We start from the raw sequence: 24703 nt of genomic DNA, 5'->3' as shown, positions 1-24703 counted from the left end.
CCCCGCCCTGACCTGGCCCCGACCCGGCCTCGCCCCCGCCTCCAGCCCCGACCCCGTGCGGAGGTCAGCCGACGCCGGCCGGCGGCTGGGGCCGCGGCCTGAGCGCCCGCAGGCCGCGGGGCGGCCCGTCGTCCGGCAGCCGCTCCACCAGGACGATCGCGGCGTCGTCGTCCAGACGCCCGCCGACGTACCCGAGCAGGTCGCGGCGCAGGTTCTGCAGCAGGGCGGCCGGGCGGTCCCCGAGCCAGGCGGTGACGCGCTCGTCGAGCGGGTAGAAGCGGCGCTGCGCGTCCCGGGCCTCGATCACGCCGTCGGTGTAGATCAGCAGGCGGTCGCCAGGGACGAACGGGAACACCTCGACCTCGTAGCGGGTCGGCGCGAGTTCGCCGAGCCCCAGCGGCGGGGCCGGCCGGCGGGCGGCGACGGCGGTCACGCCGTCCGGGCGCAGCAGCAGTGGGGGCGGGTGGCCGCAGTCGATCAGGCTGACCTCGGTGCCGTCGTCGGGGATGTCCAGCAGGACGGCGGTGATGAACGACTCGCCGGTGTCCTCGCTGCTCCCGCCGACCACATCGGGGGAGGGCGCGGGCAGCAGCCTCGCCTGCCGGGACTGCTCGGCGAGCTGGGCGAGGTCCCAGCTGACGCTGCCGTCCAGGTAGGCGGCCAGCTCGGGCAGCTCGGCGTGCAGGTGGGCGGCGGCGCGGAAGGCGCCCAGCAGCAGGGCGGCGTCGCCGAGCGAGGACAGGCCCTTGCCGCGGACGTCGCCGACCAGCAGCCGGGTGCCGGTGGCGGTGCGCGCGGCCGCGTACAGGTCGCCGCCGACCTGGGCCTCGGCCTCGGCGGCCAGGTAGACCGAGGCCAGGCGCAGCGGCCCGATCCGTTCCGGCAGCGGGCGCAGCAGCACCCGTTGGGCGGCCTCGGACACGGTGCGGACCCGGGCCAGTTCCCGCTCGTGCCGGTCGCGCAGCACCCGCAGGCCGACGATCAGCACCGAGACGATGGCCTGCGCGCCCAGCTGGGTCTCGTGGTTGGAGGTGGTGAGGCCGTCCCGGGCCACCCCGATCACGGTGAGCGCGGCGATGGCGAGCAGCGCGACGGCGGCGGTGCCACGGGCGCCGGCGAAGGAGGCGGTCAGGGCGGGTGCCACGATCAGCAGCGGGCCGAGGTGGATGTGCGGCGGGGCGAGGACGTCCACGACGGTGATCAGCACGATCAGCCCGAGGACCAGGCCGGTCAGGACGCGGCGGTCGGGGAGCCAGGTGCGGCGGGGGTCGTGGGGGCGCTGCCGGAGGGGCACTCCTCTTCTGTACACCGTCCGGGCGGTGGGGCGCATTCCGGGCGGCCCGCGCGGGCGGGTGCCGGGCGCGCCCGGGCGCGCCGGGGGCGGGTGGGGCGGAGGTCCGGCCGGGTGCGCCGGGGTCAGCCCTCGGCGCCGTAGCGCGCCAGGTAGGCGGCGAAGCGGGCGACGTCCTCGTCCGACCAGTCGGTGAACCGGGCGGTAAACGCCTGGCGGCGCTGCTCGTTGGCGTCCCGCAGCAGGGTCAGCCCGGCGTCGGTGGCGCGCAGGATCTGGCCGCGCTGGTCGTCCGGGTCGGCCTCGCGGGCCAGCAGGCCGAGCTTCTCCAGGGCGCCGACCTGCCGGCTGACGGTCGACTTGTCGAGCATGAAGTACGCCGCGACGTCGGCGGCCCGGCTGCCGCCGCGCTCGGTGATCAGGTCGAGGATGCTGTACGTGACCAGCGAGAGGTCGGGATGCAGCTGGGAGGCCTTGTGCCGGGCACGGCGGGCGAAGGCGGTCAGCTCGCGCTGGATGGTGTCGATGGACGACTCGCGGCCGGGCACGGCGTACCTACCTCCTCGGAATTTGTTGCACTATACAACGGATCCGCCCGGTGTGGCGCCCGGCTCCCGGGGTGCCGGCTCCGGCGCCGGGTCGGACTCCGACCCGGGGTTCGACGCCGGCCTCGGCTGCGGCTGCGGCCCCGCACCCCGCCAGGCCCGGGCGGCGGCGATCCGGCGTGCCGTACTCGGGTGAGTGGCGAACAGTAGCTCAAGCAGCCTCGGCGGGTCGACATCGGCGACGTTCGCCACCGCCAGTCTGCGCTGCATCGCGACGAACTGCTCGACGTCCCCGGTCAGTTCGAGGGCGTGCCGGTCCGCCCGCGCCTCGATCCGGCGGCTCACCGCGCACTGCGCCGGCCCCGACAGCGCCCCCAGCAGCCCCGCCAGCGCGGCCAGCAGCGGCAGCGCCCGCGGATCCGCCGCGTCCGCCGCGCCGGCCGCGTCCAGCAGCGGCCGCCAGGCCGACAGCAGCCCGAGCAGGGCCACCGCCACGGCCGCGCCCACCGCCCCCAGCGCGGTGCCGGTCGGCACGTCCCGGTGCTTGACGTGCCCCAGCTCGTGCGCCACCACCAACTCCACCTCGCGCGGCGCCGCCGTCGACAGCAGCGTGTCGTACGCGACGATCCGGCGGGTCGAGCCGAAGCCGGAGACGTACGCGTTGAGCGCCGTGGTCCGCCGGGAGGCGTCCGCCACCAGGACCTCCGACACCCGCACGCCGTCCCGCTCGGCCAGGCCCAGCAGCGCGCCGCGCAGTTCGCCCGGCGGCATCGGGGTGAAGCGGTTGAACACCGGCTCGACCAGCAGCGGGTACAGGAAGGACAGCGCCACGGTCAGCAGCGCCGCCGCACCCGCCGCCGGCACCCACCAGCGCGACGGCGACCACCCGGTCAACGCGAACAGGCCCAGCGCCGGCGGCAGGAACAGCCCGAGGGCGAGCGCCAGCCCGCGCAGCGCGTCCACCGCCCAGCCGCCCCAGCCCTGCGTCACCAGTCCGAACCGGGCCCGCACCGCCCGCACCCGCGCGCCGAACGGCAGCTGCAGCGCCTGCCCGAGCAGCACCAGCGCGCCCGCGCCCGCCAGCACCTCGGCGGCCCAGGAGCCGCCGAACCACCCGCCGACCGTCGACACCAGCCCGGCCCCGGCCGGGGTCAGGCCCAGCGCGAGGCCGAGCGCCAGCCCCGCCGCCCGGCCGGCGAGCACCCACGGCGCCTGGGCCCGGCGCAGCGCCCGCCCCCGGGCGCGCTCGGCGGGCGTGAAGTCGGGAGCGGGGGTCCGGGCTGCTCCATCGCTGGCGTCCATGGGCGGCGCGCGCCTCCTCCTGGCGATCCGGTGCGTCGAGCCCCATCATCGCGCTCCCGGCCCGCCGCCCGCCCCCTCGTTACTGCTTGACAGGGTGCGTAATACTGTAACGCGCGCGGCCCCGGCACCGGCTGTGACGTGGTCGGACGTGGTCGTAGTGTGCTCGCGCCGTGGTCGCGCGCGGCCGCACCCGGCCGGGCGCGCGGGCCCCCTCCCAGAAGTTCGGAGCACGACATGCATCCCTTCCTCGACCACCCGGGGCCGCTCGCGTTCGCGCACCGGGGCGGCGACCTCGGGCGCCCCGAGAACTCGCTCGCCGCCTTCGAGGCGGCCGTCGCGCTCGGGTACCGCTACCTGGAGACGGACGTGCACGCCACCCGCGACGGGGTGCTGGTCGCCTTCCACGACACCCGCCTCGACCGGGTCACCGACCGCGCCGGAGCGGTCGCCGAGCTGCCCTGGGAGACCGTCCGGCAGGCGCGGATCGGCGGCACCGAGCCGGTGCCGCTGCTGGAGGACCTGCTCGGCGCGTTCCCCGCCGCCCGCTTCAACATCGACGTCAAGGCGGCGCCGGCCGTCGCGCCTCTGGTCGAGACGATCCGCCGCACGAACGCCTGGGACCGGGTCTGCGTCGGCGGCTTCTCCGACTCCCGGCTCGCCGCCGTCCGGGCCGCCGCCGGCCCCCGGCTGGCCACCTCGCTCGGCCCGCGCGAGGTCGCCCGGCTGCGGCTGCGCTCGCTGGCCGGGCCGCTGCTGCCCGCGCCGTCCGCCAAGGGGTCGAACGGCAGGGGTCCGAACGGCAGGGGTCCGGACGGCAGGGGGCCGGACGGCAAGGGGCCGTACGCCGGGGTGTGCGCGCAGGTGCCGGAGCGGCACAAGGGCGTGCGGGTCGTCGACCGGGCCTTCGTGCGGGCCGCCCACCGCCTCGGCCTGCAGGTTCACGTGTGGACTGTGGACGATGCCACACGGATCAGGGCTCTCCTCGACCTGGGTGTGGATGGCATCATGGCCGATCGCATCGACGTCCTGCGGGACGTCCTCGGCGAGCGCGGCTGCTGGACCGACGGCAGCGCCTAGGAGCCAGGAGCCCCATGAGCACCACGGACCATCTGCCGGACCACGCGCCGGGCCACGTCCCGGACAGTCCGGCGACCGACACCGCCGACGCCCGTGCCCTGCGCCGGATGCAGTTCGGCTGGTACATCAACGACTGGGCCAACGCCGCCTTCTCGGCGACCGTCCTGACGGTGTTCCTCGGGCCGTACCTGACCGAGATCGCCAAGAACGCCGCCGACGCGTCCGGCGACGTGCACCCGTTGGGCCTGTCGATCCGCGCAGGATCGTTCTTCCCGTACACCGTCTCCTTCTCCGTGCTGATCTCGGTCGCGGCGATGCTGCTGACCGGCACCGTCGCGGACCGCATCGGGCGGCACAAGGAACTGATGTGCGGCTTCGCGTACGTCGGCGCGCTCGCCACCATGGGGATGTTCTTCCTCGACGGCGACCGCTACCTGCTCGGCGGCGCGCTGCTGGTCGTCGCCAACATCTCGTACGCGGTGTCGGTGGCGCTCTCCTACGCCTACCTGCCCGGCCTGGCCGCCCCCGACGAGCGCGACGCCGTCTCCTCCAAGGGCTGGGCCTACGGCTACGCGGGCGGCGGGCTGCTGCTCATCGCCAACCTCGCGCTGTTCCAGGGCCACGAGTCGCTCGGCCTGTCCTCCGGCACCGCCGTGCGGATCTGCCTCGCCTCGGCCGGCCTGTGGTGGGCGCTGTTCACCCTCGTCCCGCTGTTCCGGCTGCCGTCCAGAGCCGGTGCGGCGCCCGCCCGCACCGAGGCCGTCGCGTCCGACCGGCCCGCCGCCGGCAGCAGCCTGCGCGAACTCGGCCGGACCCTGCGCAGCATGCGCGAGCACCCGCTCACCCTGCTCTACCTGGGCGCCTTCCTCCTCTACAACGACGGCATCCAGACCGTCGTCTCGCAGGCCTCGCTCTACGGCAGCGAGGAACTCGGCATGGACCAGACCTCCCTGGTCACCGCCGTCCTGCTGGTCCAGATCGTGGCGATCGGCGGCGCGCTGCTGCTCGGCCGGATCGCCCGCCGCCACGGCGCCAAGCGCACCATCCTCGGCTCGCTGGTCGGCTGGGTGATCACCCTCGCCCTCGGCTACTTCATGCCGGCCCACCAGCCCGCCTGGTTCTACGCCCTCGCCTGCATGATCGGCCTGGTGCTCGGCGGCAGCCAGGCGCTGTCCCGCTCGCTGTTCTCCCACCTCATCCCGGCCGGCCGGGAGGCCGAGTACTTCAGCCTCTACAAGATCAGCGACCGCGGCACCAGCTGGATGGGCCCGCTGGTCTTCGGCATGGCGTACGAGATCACCGGCAGCTACCGCTCGGCGATCATCTCGCTGCTGGTGTTCTTCGTGATCGGGTTCGTGGTGCTGGCGAAGGTCCCCGTGCGCCGCGCCATCGAGGCGGTCGGCAACCCCGTCCCCGAGCGGCTTTAGCCCCGAGCGCCGGTACCCCCCGAGCGCCGGTACCCCGGGCGGCTGTAGCCCGGGGCTCCGCGCGCGTTCCGGCCCGGCCGTTCACTCCGACTCGGCCGGGCCGGTGGCGTCGCGGACGCCGGCCCGCAGCAGCTGGTGGCCGAGGTCGACCAGGGCGCGGCCGACCGCGAAGTCGTCGCCGACCGCCGGGGCCGGGGCGTCGCGCGGATTGCGGCGGGCCAGGGTGTCGCTGTGCAGGACGTCGCCGTCCGCGTCGAGGACGGCGTGCACCCGGGTGGTGTCCTCGTCCTCGACCACGTGCAGGCTCAGCTGCCAGTCCTTCGTCCGGGCGGCGCCCCCGGCCGTCGCTCCCGCGGCCGTCGAGACCCCTGCGGTCGCGGCGGCCGTTGTCGTTGTGGCCCCGGCTGTCCCGGCTGTCCCGGCTGTCCCGGCTGTCCCCGCTGCGCCGGCTGTTCCGGCGGTGGCCGTGCCGTCAGCGCGGACGATCACCACCGGGCAGGTGCCGTGCACCGCGCAGCGGGTGCTGACCGAGCCCAGCAGCGTCCGGGCGAAGGTGCCGCGGCCGCGGCTGCCCAGCACCAGCAGGTCGGCGTCCTCGGCCGCCTCCAGCAGCACGTCGGCGGCGTGGCCGAGCACCAGGCTCTCCCGGATCTCCACCGGGCGGTCCGGGCCCGCCACCTCGTTCACCTCGGCGGTCAGCGTGCGCAGCGCGGTCAGCTCGAAGCCGTCGTCCACCATCGGCGCGAACCACCCGTACAGCGACGGGTACTCCCAGGCCGCCACCGCGTGCACCGTCGCGCCGGTCAGCGTGGCCTGGCCGACCGCCCAGCGCAGCGCCGCCTTCGAGGGCGCCGAGCCGTCGATCCCGACCACGATCCGGCGGGCCCGGCCGGGGGCGGGTCGCCCGCTGTCCATCTCGCACCACCTCCGGTGCCGCCGTCCGGCCGCTGTGCCGCCGCCGGGTCACTGCCGGGGCGCCGCCGTGTTCCGGGCTCCCCCCTCCACGCTGCGCGCGCCCGGGCCCGTCGCGCCAGGGACGCGGTGGCCGGGTCGGGTGGGCGGACCGGGACGTGGCGGCCCGTTTCTGCGTCCATTCGTGTCGATTTGCGGCCGGTTGTGTGTGGACTGTTGCGGAGGTGGACCGGATCGGTGCCGAGGTCGTGGCGTAGGCTGACCGTTTCTTGTGCCGATCTCCGGGGGGAACCAGTCATGCGCCGTGCCGCGGCCGCCGTCGCGCTGTTCGTCGGACTGAGCGCCGTCGCCGCCTGCGGGCCGGACGACCCGGACCCGGCCAAGCCCGCCGCCCAGGGCGCGACGCCCACCGGGAACCAGTCCGCAGCCCCACCCGCCGGCACCGAGCCGGCGACCGGCGCAGCCCAGGCCCCGCTCCCCGCCAAGACCGGCCGCCCGCCCCGCCCGGACGGCACCATCACCGTCGCCTTCGCGGGCGACGTCCACTTCGAGGGCCGCACCGAGCCCCGGCTCGCCGTCAAGGCGCCCGAGCCGGCGCTCGGCCCGATCGCGAGCACCCTCGCCGGTGCCGACCTCTCCGTGCTCAACCTGGAGACCGCGATCACCGGGCGCGGCGCGCCGGAACCCAAGACGTACACCTTCCGCACCTCGCCCAAGGCGCTGTCCGTCCTCAAGGACTCCGGCGTCGACATCGTCTCGATGGCCAACAACCACGCCGTCGACTTCGGCCCGGACGGCCTCGCCGACACCCTCGCCGCCAAGGACTCCTCGCCCATCCCCGTGCTCGGCGTCGGCCACAACGCCAAGGAGGCCTACGCCCCGTACGTCACCACCGTGCGCGGCGTGAAGGTCGCGGTCGTCGCCGCCAGCCAGGTCGAGGACATCACCAACCAGAAGTGGCGGGCCGGCGCCGACAAGCCCGGCATCGCCTCGGCGCTCGACGTCCCCGCCCTGGTCAAGGCCGTGGAGGCGGCCAAGGCGCAGGCGCCCGTCGTGCTCGTCTACCTGCACTGGGGCGAGGAGGGCAAGGCCTGCCCCACCGGTGCGCAGACCGCCGTCGCCAAGAAGCTCGCCGGTGTCGGCGCCACCGCGGTCGTCGGCACCCACGCGCACACCATGGTCGGCTCCGGCATGCTCGGCAGCACCTACGTCGGGTACGGCTTCGGCAACTTCCTCTGGTACGGCACCTCCAACTACGCCAACTCCAACGAGACCGGCGTCACCACCCTCACCATCACCCCGGACGGCAAGGTGAAGGGCGAGGCCTTCGCCCCGGCGACGATCGACGACAAGGGCATACCCCAGCCGGTCACCGGCGCCGCGGCGGCCGCCGCCCTCAAGCGCCGCGACGGACTGCGCGGCTGCGCCGGGCTCACCCCGCCGCCGGCCGCGGGCTGAGGCCGGGCCGGGGCCTTCCGGGCCCCGGCCGTGCGGGGCTGCACCACCCCTTCGCGTTTGCGTTCGCGTTCGCGTTCGCGTTCGTGTGCGTGACGGGCGTGGGCGCGGGGCCGGGTGTGGGGTTTTCGGGGCGGAGCCGCGTTGACGCGGCCCCGCCCTTTCGCATGCCCGGGCGGAGCCGGCGGCGGACCGGGGCGGTGGTGCGGGGGGTGAAGCGGGGGACCGGCGGCCGAGTTGACGCTCGCACAGACTCCCGGCGTAGGCGAACGAATGTGTTAGGTTAGGCTTGCCTAATCTTGCTGGTCGGAGGGGATGTCCTGTGCAGCGATCCGAATTCGACGGTGCCGTCGCCATGGTCACCGGAGCCGGCCAGGGCATCGGTGCGGCCGTCGCCCGGGCGCTGGCCGCCGAAGGCGCCGTCGTCGCGGCCGTCGACCGCAACCCCGACCCGCTCGCCGCCCTCGCGGCGGACTCGCCGGCCGTGCGCCCGTACGTCCTGGACGTCGCCGACTCCCAAGCCGTCGACCGGGCGGTCGACTTGATGGAACGTCAACTCGGGCCGCTCGCGGTGCTGGTGAACGTCGCTGGAATCCTGCGCGCCGCACCGGTCGTCGAACTCGCCGACCAGGACTGGGCGGAGACCTTCGCGGTCAACGCCACCGGCGTCTTCCACACCAGCCGTGCGGTCGGCCGCCGGATGGCCGCCCGCGGCGCCGGCGCGGTGGTGACCGTCGGCTCCAACGCCGCCGGGGTGCCGCGCGCCGGAATGGCCGCCTACGCGGCGTCCAAGGCGGCGGCCACCATGTTCACCCGCTGCCTCGGCCTCGAACTCGCCCGCTCCGGCGTGCGCTGCAACATCGTCTCCCCCGGATCGACCGACACCGAGATGCAGCGCGGCCTGTGGGGAGCGGACGCCGAGGCCGCCGAACGCCGGGTGATCGACGGCGACCCGGGAGCCTGGCGGGTCGGCATCCCGCTCGGGCGGATCGCTGCGCCCGCCGACATCGCCGACGCGGTCGTCTTCCTCGCCTCCGACCGGGCCCGGCACATCACCATGCACGACCTGTACGTCGACGGCGGCGCCACCCTGCGCGCCTGACGCCGCCCACCCGGCGCCACTCGGCCCGAGCCGGCGCCGCCCCGGGCGCCGCTCCGCGCCACCTCCCGGCACCGACCCCCGGTGCCGGCCCCGGCCTCACCCCCGACGCCGCCCCAGATCCGCCCCAGATCCGTCCCAGACTGGAGAATCCACCGTGACCACGGTGCACCACGCCCCGGCGGGGACGCCCGCCGCCCCGGCAGGCCCGCCCGCCCACGCCCCCGACCCCGATGCGCGGGCCGTCCCCGGCCAGGCCGTCGGCCAGGCCGTCATCGAGCAGGCCGTCATCGACCAGGCCGTCATCGACCAGGCCGTCATCGGCGCCGCCAGCGGTCTGCTCGGCCAGTACCGGGCCGCCGCCGACGAAGCCTTCTTCGCCTCCCCGACCCGCACCCTGCTCACCGGCGGCGTGCGCGCCCGGGTGCCGCAGGACGGGCGCCCGCTGGCCCTGCGGGTCGCCGAGACCCTGGCCGAGGCCGAGGCCGAGGCCGGGACCGAGGCCGGGACCGGGACCGGGGCCGACCGCGCGGACTCCCCACGGCCGCTCGTCGTCGGCGCGGTGGCCTTCGACCACGACCGCCGCGCCGAACTCGTCGTCCCCGCCCGCGTCCGCACCACTGGCGCCCTGCGCGACGACCCGCTGATCGCCCTCCCCGCGCCGCCCGCCGACCGGGTGGACTGGCAGCTGCGCCCCGTCCCCGCCCCGGAGGCGTACGGCGCGGGCGTCGCCGCCGCCGTCGAACGGCTGCGCGGCGGCGAGTTGAGCAAGGTCGTGCTCGCCCGCACGCTGGAGCTCACCGCCGACCGCCCGCTCGACCTGCCGGCCGTCCTCCAGCGGCTCGCCCGCCGCGACCCGGGCGGCTACACCTTCGCCGTCCCCGCCGGCCCCGGCCGCACCCTGATCGGCGCCAGCCCCGAACTGCTGCTCTCCCGGCGGGGAACGGCCGTCCTCGCCAACCCGCTGGCCGGCTCGGTGCCGCGCAGCGACGACCTCGGCGAGGACGTCCGCCGCGCCGCCACCCTGCTGGAATCGCCCAAGGACCTGCACGAGCACGCCGTCGTCGTCGACGCCATCCGCACCGCGCTCGCGCCGCACTGCCGTACCCTGGACGTCCCCGAACGGCCCACCCTGGTCCGCACCGCCGCGATGTGGCACCTGGCCACCACGATCACCGGCGAACTCGCCGACCCGGCCGTCACCGCCCTCGACCTGGCCACCGCCCTGCACCCCACCCCGGCGGTCTGCGGCACCCCCACCGACCTCGCCCGCCGGGTGATCGGCGAGGTCGAGCCCTTCGACCGGGGCCTCTACACCGGCATGGTCGGCTGGCAGGACGCCGCCGGCGACGGCGAGTGGGTGGTCACCATCCGCTGCGCCGAGGCCGGACGGCGCACCCTGCGGGTGTACGCGGGCGCCGGCGTCGTCGACCGCTCCCGGCCCGAGGCCGAACTGGCCGAGACCAGCGCCAAGTTCCGCACCTTCCTGGACGCCGCGGGGGTGCCGCGGTGACGCAGTCGGAGGAGACCGTGCCGGACCGGACCGCGCCGAACCGGACCGCGCCGAACCGGACCGTGCCGAACCGGACCGTGTCGGACCGGACCGTGTCGGACGGATTCACCCCCTACCCCGCCGAGTTCGCCGAACGCTACCGCGCCGCAGGGTACTGGCGCGGCGAGACCTTCGGGCGGATGCTGCGCGACCGCGCCGCCGCGCACGGCGAACGGATCGCCGTCGTCGACCCCGGCGGCGCCTCGGGCCGGCCCGGCCAGGCACCCCGGGAGCGACGCTGGACGTACGCCGAACTCGACCACCGCGCCGACCGGATGGCCGCCGGCCTGCTCGCCCGCGGAATCGGCCCCGGCGACCGCGTCGTGGTCCAACTGCCCAACACCGCCGAGTTCTTCGAGGTCGTCTTCGCCCTCTTCCGGATCGGCGCGCTGCCCGTCTTCGCGCTGCCGGCCCACCGCCACGCCGAGATCGGCCACTTCTGCGCCTTCACCGGCGCGGCCGGGTACATCGTCGCCGACCTCTCCGGTGGCTTCGACTACCGCGAACTCGCCTCCCGCGTGAAGGCGGAGAACCCGGCGCTGCGCCTGGTCGCGGTCGCGGGGGACGACCCGGGGGAGCACGTCCGGCTCGCCGACGTGCCCTGCGACGGACCGGGGCCGGAGCGCGAACCCGAGCCCGCGGACGTCGCCTTCCTCCAGCTCTCCGGCGGCAGCACCGGCGTGCCGAAGCTGATCCCGCGCACCCACGACGACTACATCTACTCGCTGCGCGGCTCGGTCGAACTGTGCGGCCTGGACGAACACGCCGTCTACCTGTGCGTGCTGCCCGCCGCGCACAACTTCCCGCTCAGCTCCCCGGGTTCACTCGGCACCCTGTACGCCGGCGGCCGCGTGGTGCTCTGCCCGCAGCCGGGGCCGGAGACCGCGTTCCCGCTGATCGAGCGCGAAGGCGTCACGGTCACCGGCCTGGTGCCGCCGCTCGCCCTGCTGTGGCTGGACGCCGCCGAGCGCGGCCCGCACCGCCTCGACAGCCTGCGGGTCCTGCTGGTCGGCGGCGCCAAGTTCAGCGAGGAGGCCGCCCGGAGGGTGCGCCCGGTGCTCGGCTGCACCCTGCAGCAGGTGTTCGGGATGGCCGAGGGCCTGGTCAACTACACCCGGCTGGACGACCCGGAGGAGCTGATCACCACCACCCAGGGCCGGCCGATCTCCCCCGACGACGAAGTCCGGGTCGTCGACGACCACGACCGGGACCTGCCGGACGGCGCCACCGGGCACCTGCTCACCCGCGGCCCGTACACCATCCGCGGCTACTGGAACGCCCCCGCGCACAACGCCGACTCCTTCACCGCGGACGGCTTCTACCGCACCGGTGACCTCGTCCGCCGCCTGCCCAGCGGCCACCTGGTCGTGGAGGGCCGGGCCAAGGACCAGATCAACCGCGGCGGCGAGAAGGTCGCCGCCGAGGAGATCGAGAACCACCTGCTCGCCCACCCCGCCGTGCACGACGCCGCCGTCGTGTCGATGCCCGACCCGTACCTCGGCGAGCGCACCTGCGCCTATGTCGTGCTGCGCGCCGAGCGCCGCGAACAGCCCCCCAAGGCTATCGAGTTGAAGCGCTTCGTGCGGGGGCGCGGACTGGCCGAGTACAAGGTGCCGGACCGGGTCGAGTTCGTCGAGGCGTTCCCCGCCACCGGCATCGGCAAGGTCAGCAAGAAGGACCTGCGCGCCGCCATCGCGGCCGCACTGCCTGCCACCACCCGCTGAAGCACCCCGAACCGAAGCACCCCGAACCGAAGCACCCCGAACCGAAGGAATCGCCGTCGTGGGCCTGCCCCGCATCCCCTCCTATCCCCTGCCCGCCGCCGAGGAACTGCCCGCCAACCGGGTCTCCTGGACGGTCGACCCGGCCCGTGCCGTCCTGCTCGTGCACGACCTGCAGAACCACTTCCTGGACGCCTTCGCCGCCGAGGCCGCGCCCCTGCCCGAACTCCTCGGCAACGTCGACCGGTTGGCGACGGCCGCGCGCGTCTGCGGCGTCCCGGTGGTGTACTCGGCGCAGCCCGGCGGGCAGAGCCCCGCCGAGCGCGGACTGCAGCAGGACTTCTGGGGGCCCGGCATCCCGGACGACCCGCGCGCCACCGCGATCGCCGACGCCGTCGCGCCCGAGGCCGGCGACACGCTGCTCACCAAGTGGAAGTACAGCGCCTTCGTCCGCACCGAGTTGGCGCGGCTGCTGGCGGAGCAGGGCCGCGACCAGCTGGTGATCACCGGCGTGTACGCGCACATCGGCGTGCAGGCCACCGCCTGCGACGCCTGGATGCGGGACCTCCCCGCCTTCGTGGTCGCCGACGCGGTCGCCGACTTCGGGCCGCAGGAGCACCGCGCCGCACTCGCCTGGGTGGCGGGCCGCTGCGGGGTCGTCACCACGACGGCGGAGGTGCTCAAGGCGCTGGACGCGTCGAACCCGGGTGCGGGTGAGGGGAAGTGACGGGCACGGGCTTCACGGTGGAACGGATCCGGGCCGAGGTCGCCGACCTGCTCGGCGAGGACCCGGAGGACATCCCGGTGGACGAGAACCTGGCCGACTGGGGCCTGGACTCGATCAGACTGATGACGCTCGCCGAGCGGTGGCGGGCGGAGGGTGCCGAGGTCGCGTTCGTCAAGCTCGCCGAGCGCCCGGCGGTCGAGGCCTGGGCCGAGCTGCTGGGCGCGGCCTGATGGCTGCCGTCGTGCGGGAGGACCTCCGGTGGGAGGCCTCGCCGGGCGTCGAGCGGCGGGCCCGGCGGGACGTTCTGACGGCGGTGCGCCCACCGGCCGGGTCGGCACGCCGGCAGCCGCCGACCACGGTGATCGGACCGATCGAGGCCCAGGCGGCCCGGACGCCCGACGCACCGGCGCTGCTGCTCGCGGACGGCGCCGTGGTCCGGTACCGGGAGCTGAACGCCTCGGCCAACCGGCTGGCCCGCGCCCTCACGGCGCGTGGCGCCCGGCCCGGCTCCGTGGTCGGCCTGGCCGAGCTGCGACAGCCGGAGTTGCTGCTGACAGCATTGCTAGCGGTCGTCAAGTCCGGTGCGGCGTACCTGCCGCTCGACCCGGCGGACGCACCCGGGCGCCGCGAGCGGCTGCTCGCGGAGAACGCGCCGGTGTACGTGCTGGGGGAGGGGGTGCCGGGGGTGCCGGGGGCGCCGGCCGACCTGGCGGCGGACGGTGAGCTGCCCACCGACCCGCCCCGGGCGCTCACCCCGCAGCACCTGCTCTGCGTCGGGTACGGGCCCGGCGGCCGCCCGGCGGCCGTCCGGCTCACCCACGGCGAGGCCGACCGCCGGGTGCGCGAGCTGCAGGCCGCGCACCCGCTCGGCCCGGGTGACCGGGTGCTGCAACTGGGCCTGCCGCTCTGGGAGTTCCTGTGGCCGCTGCGGACCGGTGCGGCCGTGGTGCTGGCCGACCCGCAGCGGCCCGGCGAGGTCGCCGGGCTGGTCCGGGAGCGGGGCGTGACGGCCCTGCGGGTCGCACCGGGGGCGCTTCCCGGCGGGTGACGGCGGGACGGCCGGTGGTGGTGGGACGGCCGGTGACGGCGGGACGGCCGGCGGTCGGCGGTCGGCGGTCGGCGAACAACTTTCAGCAGACAGCTTTCAGCGAACAGATTTCAACTGACAGATGATGAAAGTTGAAAGCTGTTCGCTGAAAGTTGTCATCTGTTCGCCGTCAGCCGCCCGCCCCCGCCGCAAGGTCCACCGCCGTCCACGCCATCCCCACCGCGCCGTCCAGCAGCGCCCGCTCCGCCCGCGCCCCGAGCGCCGCCTCGGCGAACGCCGCCTCGTGCGGGGCGCAGGCGCCTCCGCTGATGTCCAGCACCGGGTGGATGGCGGGCACCGCGTGCGAGACGTTCCCCATGTCCGTGCAGGCGAAGGGCGCGCGCTCGACCGGCTCCGGCCGTCCGAGCGCCGCCGCGTTGGCCCGCCACAGGGCCAGCAGGCCGGGGTCGGAGCGCATGTCGAGGTAGTCCGGCTCGGGCCGGTCGAGCGTCACCTCGCAGCCGGTGGCGAGCGCCCCGGCGCGGAAGCAGTCCTCGACACGGGCCCGCAGTTCCGCCAGGTCCTCGGCGGCCGAGGCGCGGATCTCGTACTCGGCGCTCGCGCTGTCGGGGATCACGTTCGGTGCCGTCCCGGCGGCGGTGGTGATGCCGTGCACCCGCCAGTGCGGCGGGAGTTGCTGGCGCAGCAGCCCGAGCGCGACCTGGGCGACGGTGAGCGCGTCGGCCGCGTTGCGGCCTTCGTGCGGGTTGAGGCTGGGGTGGGCCGCGCGCCCGGTGTACCGGACGGACAGGGTGCCGAGCGCGAAGGAGCGGAAGTCGGCGACCTCGACCGGGCAGGGGTGGACCATCATCGCCGCGTCCACCCCCGCGAACGCGCCCGCGTCGAGCAGCAGCGCCTTCCCGGCGCCGCGTTCCTCGGCGGGCGCGCCGACCACCCGGACGGTGAGCCCGAGCCGGTCCGCGTCCGGGGCGAGGCCGATCGCGGCGCCGATGCCGGCGGCGGCGATCAGGTTGTGGCCGCAGGCGTGTCCGAGGCCGGGCAGCGCGTCGTACTCGCAGACCAGGGCGACGGTGCGCGGCCCGCTGCCGATCCGCGCGTCGAAGGCGGTGGCGAGGCCGTACGCGGGCGCGGTGACGGCGAAGCCGTGGGCGCGCAGGAGTTCGGCGCACCAGGCGGCCGCGCGGTGCTCCTCGAAGGCGGTCTCGGGGTGGGCGTGGATGCGGCGGCTGAGCGTCAGCAGGTCCTCGCGGTGGGCGTGGACGCGCGCGCGGACGGCCTGCTTGGCGCTCCGCCGATCGGTGTGCCGGCCGGCCTGCTCGGCGGCCCGCGAGGCGGTCGGGTCAACGGCGTGGGGCGGTGGGGTGTCGGGCACGGGCGGGGTCCTCCGGAATGTCAGGGCCCGCTCGTCGGGGGCCGTTGACCAGATCATCTGAAGTTAGATTAGGCTAACCTAAGTAAGGCGTTCCGTTTACGGAGCGACCCTGCGGACCCCGCGTCGGACCCCCGAGGAGCACCCCGAACCATGCCCGCCGTCGACACCCAGGCCGCCGACGTCCCGCTGCTCTCCGCCCAGGCCGCCATCTGGTACGCCCAGGCGCTCGACCCCGCGAGCCCGGTCTACAACACCGGCGACGCCGTCGAGATCACCGGCCCGCTCGACGAGGACCTGTTCGAACGGGCCCTGCGGCAGGCCGTCGACGAGGCCGAGGCGCTGAACGCCGTCGTCGTCACCGGTCCGGACGGCACCCCGCACCAGCGGCCCCGCCCCGCCGGGCCCTGGCCGCTGCACCACCTCGACCTGCGCACCGCCGCCGACCCGGACGCCGAGGCCGAGGCCTGGATGCGCGCCGACCTCGCCCGCCCGGCCGACCTCACCACCGGCCCGCTGTTCACCCACGCGCTCGTCCGCCTCGCCGACGACCGCCGCCTCTGGTACCGCCGCATCCACCATCTCGCCGTCGACGCCTACGCGTTGACCCTCATGGGCGAACGCGTCGCCGCCCTCTACACCGCGCACGCCACCGGCACCGAGCCCGACCCCCGCCCGTTCGCGACCCTCGCCGAGACCGCCGCCGAAGAGGCCGCCTACCGGGCCGGCGCCGAGTACCGGGCCGACCGCGCCCACTGGTCCGCCCGCCTCGCCGGCGCCGACGCGCCTGCCGCCCTCCCCGGCACCCCCACCGCCGGAGCCGCCGCCGGAGCCGCCGCCGCGGCTGCCGAACCGGCCGCCCCGCTGCGCCTCACCGCCGAACTCCCCGCCGGCACCCGCGACCGCCTGGAACGCGCCGCCGACGCCGCCCGCGCCACCTGGGCCGAACTCCTCCTCGCCGCCACCGCCGGCTACCTGCACCGCCTCACCGGCACCGAGGACGTCCTGCTCGGCCTCCCGCTCGCCAACCGCCGCGGCCCCGCCGCCCTGCGCACCCCCGTCGCCACCGCCAACATCCTCCCGCTCCGCCTGGCCGTCCGCCCCGCCGACACCGCCGAGGCACTGCTGCGCCGCGTCGTCCGCGAACTGCGCGCCACCCGCCGCCACCAGCGCTACCCGCTGGAGGACCTGCGCCGCGACCTCGGCCTCACCGGCGAACGCCGCGCCCTGTTCGGCCCGATGGTCAACATCAAGGCCTTCGAGGCCGACCTCGACCTGGCCGGCCTGCCCGGCACCGTCCGCAACCTCGCCGCCGGCCCCGTCGACGACCTGGCCCTCAACGTCTCACCCGGCCCCGAAGGCGCGCTGCGCCTCACCCTCGACGCCGACCCGGCCCGCCACGACGCCGCCTCGCTCGCCGCCCACCGCGACGGCCTGCTGCGCCACCTCGACGCCCTCGCCGACCTCCTGCTCACCGCCCCGGACACGCCGATCGCCCGGATCGACCTGCTCGACGCCGACGGCATCCGGCGCGCCACCGAGGGCCGCACCGAGCCGCCCGTCGACCGCACCCTGCCCGAACTGTTCGCCGCCCAGGCCGCCCGCACCCCGGACGACGTCGCCGTCCGCAGCGGCGCCACCGCCCTGACCTACGCCGAACTCGACGCCGCCGCCGACCGCCTCGCCCACCGCCTGGCCGCCCACGGCGTCCGCGCCGGCGCCCCCGTCGCCATCGCCCTGCCGCGCGGCACCGACACCCTCGTCGCCATGCTCGCCGTGCTCAAGGCCGGCGGCGCCTGCGTCAGCCTCGACCTCGCCCACCCCGCGCAGCGGCTCGCCGCCGTCCTCGCCGACGCCCGCCCGGTCTGCGCGATCGGCGCCGCCGACGCCCTCGCCGGCCTCGGCCTGCCGCCGGAGGTGCCCACCGTACGGCCCGCGGACGCCGACGGCGCCCCGGTGCCAGCCCTCCCCACGCCCCTCCCCGCGCCCCTCCCCGCGCCCCTCCCCGCGCCTCTCCCCGCGCCCCAACTCGCCGACCCCGCCTACATCCTCCACACCTCCGGCTCCACCGGCCGCCCCAAGGGCGTCGTCGTCACCCACGCCTCGCTCGCCAACCTGCACGCCGGCCACGGCGAGGACCACATCGCCCCCGCCGTCCGCCGCACCGGCCGCGAACGCCTGCGCGTCGCCCACAGCGCCTCCTTCGCCTTCGACGCCTCCTGGGACCCGGTGCTGTGGATGGTCCACGGCCACGAACTCCACCTCCTCGACGACGCCGCCTACCGCGACCCCGCCGCCCTCGCCGCCCACCTCCACCGCGAACGCGTCGACTACCTCGACCTCACCCCCTCCTACCTCGAAGTCCTCCTCGCCGAAGGCCTGTTGGACGACGGCCGGCACCACCCCGCGATCATCGCGGTCGGCGGCGAAGCCACCCCGCCCGCCCTCTGGCAGCGCCTCGCCGCCACCCCCGGCGTCCACCCCATCGACCTGTACGGCCCCACCGAGACCACCGTCGACGCCTACGCCTGGACCCCCGGACCGGACGGAACCCCGACCGGCCGGGTCGTGCGCGGCTCCCGCGCCTACGTCCTGGACGGCGCACTGCGCCCCGTCCCCGAGGGCGCCACCGGCGAACTCTACGTCGCCGGCGCCTGCCTGGCCCGCGGCTACCTCGACCGCCCCGACCTCACCGCCGAGCGCTTCGTCGCCGACCCCTTCGGCCCGCCCGGCAGCCGGATGTACCGCACCGGCGACCTCGCCCGCCGCCGCGCCTGCGGGTCCCCCCGGCCGGTGGAGGCACCTCCCGGCCGCCCGGCCGAGGGCACCGGGGGAGACACCCTCGAATTCCTCGGCCGCGCCGACGACCAGGTCAAGATCCGCGGCTTCCGGGTCGAACCCGCCGAAGCCGCCGCCGCCCTCGCCGAACTGCCCGGCGTCGCCCAGGCCGTGGTGATCGCCCGCCCCGGCCCGCACGGCAAGCGGCTGCTCGGCTACGCCGTCCCCGCCCCCGGCGCCACCCCGCACCCGGACGCGCTGCGCGCCGCCCTCGCCGAGCGGCTGCCCGCCCCACTCGTCCCCGCCGCCGTCCTGCTGCTCGACGAACTCCCGCGCACCGCCCACGACAAGCTCGACCACCGCGCCCTGCCCGAACCCGGGACCGCCGCCACCGGCGACCTGGCCGTGACCCCGCGGGAGGAGCAGGTCTGCGCCCTGTTCGCCGAACTCCTCGCCCTGCCCGAACCGCCCGGCCGCGACACCTCCTTCTTCGACCTCGGCGGCCACTCCCTGCTCGCCGGCCGCCTCGCCGCCCGGCTGCGCGACACCTCCGGCGCGCCCGTCGCCTTCGCCGACGTCTTCCGCCACCCCACCCCGGCCGCCCTCGCCGCGCTGCTCGACCGCGACGACACCCGCCCGGGCACCGCCCCAGCGCCGCGCCCCGCCCTGCTGCCCGTGCCGCGCACCGACACCATGCCGCTCGCGCCCGCCCAGCGCGGCCTCTGGTTCCTGCACCGCCTCGAAGGCCCCAGCCCCACCTACAACATCCCGCTCGCCCTCACCCTCACCGGCCCGCTCGACCGCCACGCCCTCACCCGCGCCCTCGGCGACCTCACCGCCCGGCACGAAGTCCTGCGCACCGTCTACGGCGAGCACCCGGACGGCACCCCGTACCAGCGCATCCTGCCTGCCGCACCCGTCGAACTCCACCACGGTGACGGCAAGTTGGCCGAGGCCGTTCGGTACGCCTTCGACCTCGCCGCCGAACCCCCGCTGCGCGCCACCCTGTTCGCCCACGGCCCGCAGTCCCACACCCTGCTCCTGCTGCTCCACCACATCGCCGGCGACGGCGCCTCCACCACCCCGCTCACCCGCGACCTCGCCGCCGCCTACGTTGCCCGAACCGCTGGGCGCACCCCCGAACTCCCGCCGCTCGACATCCAGTTCGTCGACCACGCGGCCCGGCAGCTGCAGCTGCTCGGCACCGCCGACCAGCCCGGCCCGCTCGCCGCCCGACAGACCGCCCACTGGCGCGACGCCCTCGCCGGCCTGCCCGACCAGCTCGAACTGCCCACCGACCGCCCCCGTCCGCCCGTCGCCGGACACCACGGCGCCACCGCACCCTTCACCCTCGACGCCGAGGCCCACGCCCGCCTCGCCGCGCTCGCCCGCGCCGCCGACGGCACCGTCTTCATGGCCGTCCAGGCCGGCCTCGCGGCCCTGCTCACCCGCCACGGCGCCGGCACCGACCTTCCGATCGGCACCCCCGTCGCCGGCCGCGACGACGACCAGGTCGCCGACCTCGTCGGCTACTTCGTCAACTCCGTGGTGCTGCGCACCGACACGTCCGGCGACCCGAGCTTCCGCGAACTGCTCGACCGCGTCCGCGGCACCGTCCTCGCCGCCCACGAACACGCCGACCTGCCCTTCGACCGCCTGGTCGAAGAGCTCAACCCGCCCCGCTCGCTCTCCCGGCACCCGCTGTTCCAGGTGATGCTCGCCTGGCAGAGCCGCCCCGACCAGCCACTCGACCTCGGCGCCGGCCTCACCGCCGAACTCACCGCCGTCCCCAGCGGCACCGCCAAGTTCGACCTCAGCCTCAACGCCGGCGAACGGCCCGGCGGCGGCATCGGCGGCTTCCTCGAATACCGCACCGACATCTTCGACGCCGCCACCGCCGAAGCCCTCTGCGACCGCCTCGCCCGGCTGCTCACCGCCGCCTCCGCCGAGCCCGACACCCCGATCGGCCGGCTGCCGCTGATCAGCGAGGAGGAACGCCGGCGCGCCCTCGTCGAGTGGAACACCTCGGACGCGACCCCGCCGCCCGCCGCCGCGGCCGCCACCCTGCCGGACCTCTTCGAAGCCGCGGCCGCCGCCAACCCGACCGCCGTCGCCGTCAGTTGCGACGACGAACAGCTCGACTACACCGAACTCTCCGCCCGTGCCGACCGCCTGGCCCGGCGGCTCGCCGCCCGCGGCATCGGCCCCGGCACCATCGTCGCCCTCGCCCTGCCGCGCTCCGTCCGCCTCGTGGTGGCCCTCCTCGCCGTCGCCAAGTCCGGCGCCGCCTACCTGCCGCTGGACCCCGACTACCCGGCCGACCGCCTCGCCTACATGCTGGCCGACGCCCACCCCGCCGCCCTGCTCACCGACCGCGCCACCGCACCCCGGCTGCCCGCGCACGAGGTACCGCAACTCCTGGTCGACGACGCCGAGTCGGACGTCCCCGCGTCGGACGTCCCCGCGTCAGTCGTCGCCGAGTCAGCCGTCCCCGCGTCGGACGGCGGCCGCGCGGCCACCCTCCCGGCCGCCCCGCTGGCCCAGCACGAACGCACCCGGCCGCTGCGCGCCGAGGACACCGCGTACGTCATCTACACCTCAGGCTCCACCGGCCGGCCCAAGGGCGTGCCCGTCACCCACCGCAACGTGGCCCGGCTGTTCGCCGCCACCGACCACTGGTTCCGCTTCGGCGCCGACGACGTCTGGACGCTCTTCCACTCCTACGCCTTCGACTTCTCCGTCTGGGAGCTGTGGGGCGCCCTGCTGCACGGCGGCCGCCTCGTCGTCGTCCCGCACCTGGTCAGCCGCGACCCGGCCGCCTTCCTCGACCTGCTCGCCCGCGAACGCGTCACCGTGCTCAACCAGACCCCGTCCGCCTTCTACCAGCTCGCCGCCGCCGACCGGGACCGCCCCGGCACCGAACTCGCCCTGCGTTACGTCGTGTTCGGCGGCGAAGCGCTCGAACTCGGCCGGCTCGACGACTGGTACGCGCGCCGCCCCGACAACGCGCCGACCCTGGTCAACATGTACGGCATCACCGAGACCACCGTGCACGTCTCCCACATCGCCCTCGACCGGGCGAGCGCCGCCGCCACCAGCAGCAGCACCATCGGCGTCAACATCCCCGACCTGCGCGTCTACGTCCTCGACCAGCACCTGCAGCCCGTCCCGCCCGGCGTCACCGGCGAGATGTACGTCGCCGGCGCCGGCCTCGCCCGCGGCTACCTCGGCCGCCCCGACCTCACCGCCACCCGCTTCGTCGCCGACCCGTACGCCGCGCTCTTCGGCGAGCACGGCACCCGGATGTACCGCTCCGGCGACCTCGCCCGGCGCCGCCCGGACGGCGTCCTGGAGTACTTCGGACGCGCCGACCAGCAGGTCAAGCTGCGCGGCTTCCGGATCGAACTCGGCGAGATCGAGGCCGTGCTGGCCGCCCACCCGGCCGTCGCCGACGCCGCCGTGGTCGTGCGCGAGGACGTGCCGGGGGACCAGCGGCTCGTCGCCTACGTCGTCGGCTCCGGCTCCGGCTCCGGCTCCGGACCCGGACCCGGACCCGGACCCGGCCCCGTCGCCGGCTCCTTCGTCGACTCCGACCCGGCGTCCGGCCTCGCGCCCGACGAGCTGCGCGCTCACGCCGCCGCCGAACTGCCCGCCCACATGGTGCCCTCCGCCGTCGTCCCGCTGGAGCGCCTGCCGCTCACTGCCAACGGCAAGCTCGACCGCCGCGCCCTGCCCGCGCCCTCGGCGCCCGCCCCCGCCGGCGGCACCGGGCGCCCTCCGCGCAGCCCGCGCGAACAGCAGCTCTGCGAACTCTTCGCCGAAGCGCTGGGGACGGCCGCGGTCGGCGTCGACGACGACTTCTTCGCGCTCGGCGGCCACTCCCTGCTCGCCGTCCGCCTCGCCGGACGCATCCGCGACGTGCTCGGGATCGAACTCGGCATCGGCACCCTGTTCCAGGCCCCCACCCCGGCCGGCCTCGAAACGGCGCTGGCCGGCGGCGCGACCGCCGTCGACGCCCTCGACGTCCTCCTCCCGCTGCGGCCCGCCGCCCCCGGCCGGAAGGCGCCGCTGTTCGCCGTCCACCCCGCCGGCGGCCTCAGCTGGTGCTACACCGGGCTGATCCGCCACCTCCCCGCCGACGTGCCGATCTACGGCCTCCAGGCCCAGGGCGTCGGCACCGCCACCGCCGAACTCCCGCTGCCGCGCACGCTGGAGGAGCTAGCCGCGCACTACGCCGACCGGCTGCGCGAGGTCCAGCCCGAGGGCCCGTACCGCCTGCTCGGCTGGTCCACCGGCGGCATCATCGCCCACGCCGTCGCCGTCCGCCTCCAACAGCTGGGCCAGCACGTCGAGTTGCTCGCTATCCTGGACGCCTACCCGGCCGAGGGATTCCGCGAGCTGCCCGTCCCCGACCAGGCCGAGGCCCTGGAGGCGCTGCTCACCATGGGCGGCTTCGGGCCCGCCGACCTCGCCGGTCAGCCGCTCGAACTCGCCACCGTCAGCGCCCTGTTGCGCGGCGCCGGCAGCCCGCTCGCCGGCCTCGGCGAGGCCACCGTCGAGGCGCTCGACCGGATCTACCTGCACACCAACCACCTGGTGCGCGGCCACGACCACCGCCCCTTCGACGGCGACGTGCTGTTCTTCCGCGCCACCGTCGACACCATCGACGACACCCTGGTGCCCGAACTCTGGGCCCCGTACGTCACCGGGCGGATCGACAACACCGACGTGGCCTGCTCCCACAAGGACATGACCCTGCCCGACCCGATCGCGCACATCGCCCGCGTGATCGCCGACCGACTGGACGGATCCTCCGATGAGTGACGCCCCCGCCAACCCCTTCGACGTCGACGGCGAGTTCCTCGCCCTCGTCAACGACCAGGGCCAGCACTCCCTCTGGCCCGCCTTCGCCGCCGTCCCCGCCGGCTGGGGCGTCGCCCACGGCCCGAGCGACCGCGCCACCGCGCTCGGCTGGATCACCGCGCACTGGACCGACCTGTGACCCCACCCGCACCGGCCGGCGAGCAGGCCCCGGCACGCCCCCTGCTCGCGGGGCGCGCCGCGGTGGTCCTCGTCTACACCGCCGCGATGTGCATGAACGGCCTCGACTCCACCATCGTCAACCCGGCCCTGTTCGGCATCGCCGAGGACTTCGGCCGCCCCCTGTCCGCCGCCAACGCCGTCGAGACCGCCTTCCTGGTCGGCCTCGCCCTCGGCCTGCCCGTCGCCGGCCGGCTCGGCGACCGGTACGGCGTCAAACGCGTCTTCCTCGGCGCGCTCGCCGCCTTCACCGCCGCCTCCGCCCTGTGCGCCGCCGCCCCCGGCCTCGGCTGGCTCGCCGCCGCCCGTGCCGTCCAGGGTGTGGCCGGCGGCCTGCTCACCCCGGTCGGCATGACCCTGCTGTTCCGCGCCTTCGCCCCGCACGAACGGTCCGGCCTCGGCCGCATCCTGATCGTCCCCACCGCGCTGATGCCCGCCCTCGGGCCGCCGCTCGGCGGCTACCTCACCCAACACCTCTCCTGGCACTGGCTGTTCCTCGTCAACGTACCGATCGGCATCGCCGCGGTCGCCCTCGGCGCCGCCGCCCTGCGGGCCGAGGACGAAGGGGACCCAGGCCGCTTCGACACCACCGGCTTCCTGCTCGCCACCCCCGGCCTGGGCCTGCTCACCTACGCCCTCGGCTTCGGCCCCGCCCACGGCTGGACCTCCCCGGGCGTGGCCCTCTCCGGCCCGCTCGGGCTCCTCCTGCTGGCGCTCGCCGTCCGGCACCAACTCCGGGCCCCCGAGCCGCTGGTGGACCTTCGCCTGCTCGCCGACCGCGGCTACGGCGCCGCCACCTGGCTCGCCCTGCTCACGTCCGCCGGCCTGATGGGCGCGCTCTTCGCCGTCCCCCTGCTCCACCAGGCCGCCCTCGGCGCCACCGCCCTCGACGCCGGGCTCAGCGTCTTCCCCGAGGCCATCGGCCTGATGGCCGCGTCCCAGGCCGTCGACGGCCTGCTGCCCAGGCTCGGCCCCCGCCGTCTCGCCCTGCCCGCCCTGCTGCTCGCGGCGGCGGTCCTCGCCGGGCTGGGGTTCGCGGAGAACCCGTGGGCGGTACGGGTGTCGATGTTCGCGGTCGGTCTGGTGCTCGGCACCGCCGTGCTCACCCTGCAGATCGCCGGCTTCGCCGACGTCCCGCCGCCCGCCATGGGCCGGGCGATGGGCCTGTTCACCATCGTCCGCACCTTGGGCGGCGCCCTCGGCATCGCCGCCGTGGCCGCCCTGGTCAACGCGGCCGGCGAGGACGGCGGCGTCACCCCCTACCGGTTCGCGCTCGGCCTCACCGCCGCACTCGTCGCGGCCGGCGCCCCGCTCGCGGCCCGACTGCCCGCCTCCATACCGGGGCCGCCCGGCGACTGAC

17 protein-coding genes are annotated in these 24703 nt (G+C 76.0%); 12 read left to right on the top strand and 5 right to left on the bottom strand.

The genetic code is table 11. The annotated features are described in order from the left end of the window. Positions 1-64 precede the first annotated feature (64 nt). From ACPC54_RS06655 to ACPC54_RS06645, 3 genes are all read right to left on the bottom strand, one after another. On the bottom strand, positions 65-1294 hold the full coding sequence (locus ACPC54_RS06655; protein WP_498961904.1) for a PP2C family protein-serine/threonine phosphatase: 1230 nt from the start codon (positions 1292-1294) through the stop codon (positions 65-67). A gap of 122 nt (positions 1295-1416) precedes the next feature. Then, complete coding sequence (locus ACPC54_RS06650) at positions 1417-1839, bottom strand: MarR family winged helix-turn-helix transcriptional regulator (protein ID WP_045699031.1); 423 nt, start codon at positions 1837-1839, stop codon at positions 1417-1419. 30 nt (positions 1840-1869) lie between these two features. Next, positions 1870-3138 carry a M48 family metalloprotease gene (locus tag ACPC54_RS06645; protein ID WP_498961902.1) on the bottom strand — a complete coding sequence of 423 codons (1269 nt, stop codon included), beginning with the start codon at positions 3136-3138 and terminating at the stop codon, positions 1870-1872. 234 nt (positions 3139-3372) lie between these two features. Here ACPC54_RS06645 and ACPC54_RS06640 point away from each other — a divergent pair, with 234 nt between their 5' ends. Beyond that, entirely contained in the window at positions 3373-4215 is an 843-nt protein-coding gene (locus tag ACPC54_RS06640) for a glycerophosphodiester phosphodiesterase family protein (RefSeq protein ID WP_498961900.1), read from the top strand. A 14-nt stretch (positions 4216-4229) separates the two neighbouring features. After that, positions 4230-5642, top strand: coding sequence for an MFS transporter (locus tag ACPC54_RS06635; RefSeq protein ID WP_498961898.1), 1413 nt, complete (start codon positions 4230-4232; stop codon positions 5640-5642). An 81-nt stretch (positions 5643-5723) separates the two neighbouring features. On the opposite strand, the gene ACPC54_RS06630 is transcribed toward ACPC54_RS06635, so the two are convergent. Next, positions 5724-6557, bottom strand: a complete 834-nt coding sequence (locus ACPC54_RS06630; protein WP_498961896.1) for a universal stress protein — start codon at positions 6555-6557, stop codon at positions 5724-5726. A 294-nt stretch (positions 6558-6851) separates the two neighbouring features. On the opposite strand from ACPC54_RS06630, the gene ACPC54_RS06625 reads away from it, so the two are divergent. The 7 genes from ACPC54_RS06625 (at position 6852) to ACPC54_RS06595 (ending at position 14156) form a co-directional block, all read left to right on the top strand. After that, a complete protein-coding gene (locus ACPC54_RS06625) occupies positions 6852-8012 on the top strand; it encodes a CapA family protein (RefSeq protein ID WP_498961894.1) in 1161 nt (386 codons plus the stop codon). A gap of 319 nt (positions 8013-8331) precedes the next feature. Next, entirely contained in the window at positions 8332-9111 is a 780-nt protein-coding gene (locus ACPC54_RS06620; protein WP_498961892.1) for a 2,3-dihydro-2,3-dihydroxybenzoate dehydrogenase, read from the top strand. A gap of 271 nt (positions 9112-9382) precedes the next feature. Further along, on the top strand, positions 9383-10621 hold the full coding sequence (locus ACPC54_RS06615; protein ID WP_498962439.1) for an isochorismate synthase: 1239 nt from the start codon (positions 9383-9385) through the stop codon (positions 10619-10621). 92 nt (positions 10622-10713) lie between these two features. After that, a complete protein-coding gene (locus ACPC54_RS06610) occupies positions 10714-12384 on the top strand; it encodes a (2,3-dihydroxybenzoyl)adenylate synthase (RefSeq protein ID WP_498962437.1) in 1671 nt (556 codons plus the stop codon). A gap of 58 nt (positions 12385-12442) precedes the next feature. Further along, complete coding sequence (locus tag ACPC54_RS06605; protein ID WP_498961890.1) at positions 12443-13108, top strand: isochorismatase family protein; 666 nt, start codon at positions 12443-12445, stop codon at positions 13106-13108. Further along, positions 13105-13338 (top strand): phosphopantetheine-binding protein, encoded by a 234-nt coding sequence (locus ACPC54_RS06600; protein ID WP_498961888.1) that lies wholly within the window; start codon positions 13105-13107, stop codon positions 13336-13338. The genes ACPC54_RS06605 and ACPC54_RS06600 overlap by 4 nt, the downstream gene beginning before the upstream one ends. Continuing rightward, positions 13338-14156 (top strand): AMP-binding protein, encoded by an 819-nt coding sequence (locus ACPC54_RS06595; RefSeq protein ID WP_498961886.1) that lies wholly within the window; start codon positions 13338-13340, stop codon positions 14154-14156. Before ACPC54_RS06600 ends, ACPC54_RS06595 begins: the two co-directional genes overlap by 1 nt. A gap of 169 nt (positions 14157-14325) precedes the next feature. On the opposite strand, the gene ACPC54_RS06590 is transcribed toward ACPC54_RS06595, so the two are convergent. After that, a complete protein-coding gene (locus ACPC54_RS06590) occupies positions 14326-15528 on the bottom strand; it encodes an amidohydrolase (RefSeq protein WP_498961884.1) in 1203 nt (400 codons plus the stop codon). Positions 15529-15678: 150 nt separating this feature from the next. On the opposite strand from ACPC54_RS06590, the gene ACPC54_RS06585 reads away from it, so the two are divergent. Genes ACPC54_RS06585 through ACPC54_RS06575 form a run of 3 tightly spaced genes read left to right on the top strand, consistent with a single transcriptional unit; the run spans position 15679 to position 24702 of the window. Next, positions 15679-23127, top strand: coding sequence for an amino acid adenylation domain-containing protein (locus ACPC54_RS06585; protein ID WP_498961882.1), 7449 nt, complete (start codon positions 15679-15681; stop codon positions 23125-23127). Then, positions 23120-23305 (top strand): MbtH family protein, encoded by a 186-nt coding sequence (locus ACPC54_RS06580; protein WP_498961880.1) that lies wholly within the window; start codon positions 23120-23122, stop codon positions 23303-23305. The genes ACPC54_RS06585 and ACPC54_RS06580 overlap by 8 nt, the downstream gene beginning before the upstream one ends. Then, the gene (locus ACPC54_RS06575; RefSeq protein ID WP_498961878.1) at positions 23302-24702 is read left to right on the top strand and encodes a DHA2 family efflux MFS transporter permease subunit; all 1401 of its coding nucleotides are present in this window, start codon (positions 23302-23304) and stop codon (positions 24700-24702) included. The genes ACPC54_RS06580 and ACPC54_RS06575 overlap by 4 nt, the downstream gene beginning before the upstream one ends. Position 24703: the final 1 nt, after the last annotated feature.

The sequence above is a fragment of the Kitasatospora sp. NPDC094028 genome (assembly GCF_049543595.1).
Classification (GTDB): Bacteria; Actinomycetota; Actinomycetes; order Streptomycetales; family Streptomycetaceae; genus Kitasatospora.
The sequence above is the reverse complement of the archived record's forward strand: the minus strand, read 5'-3'. Positions and strand labels throughout refer to the sequence as shown.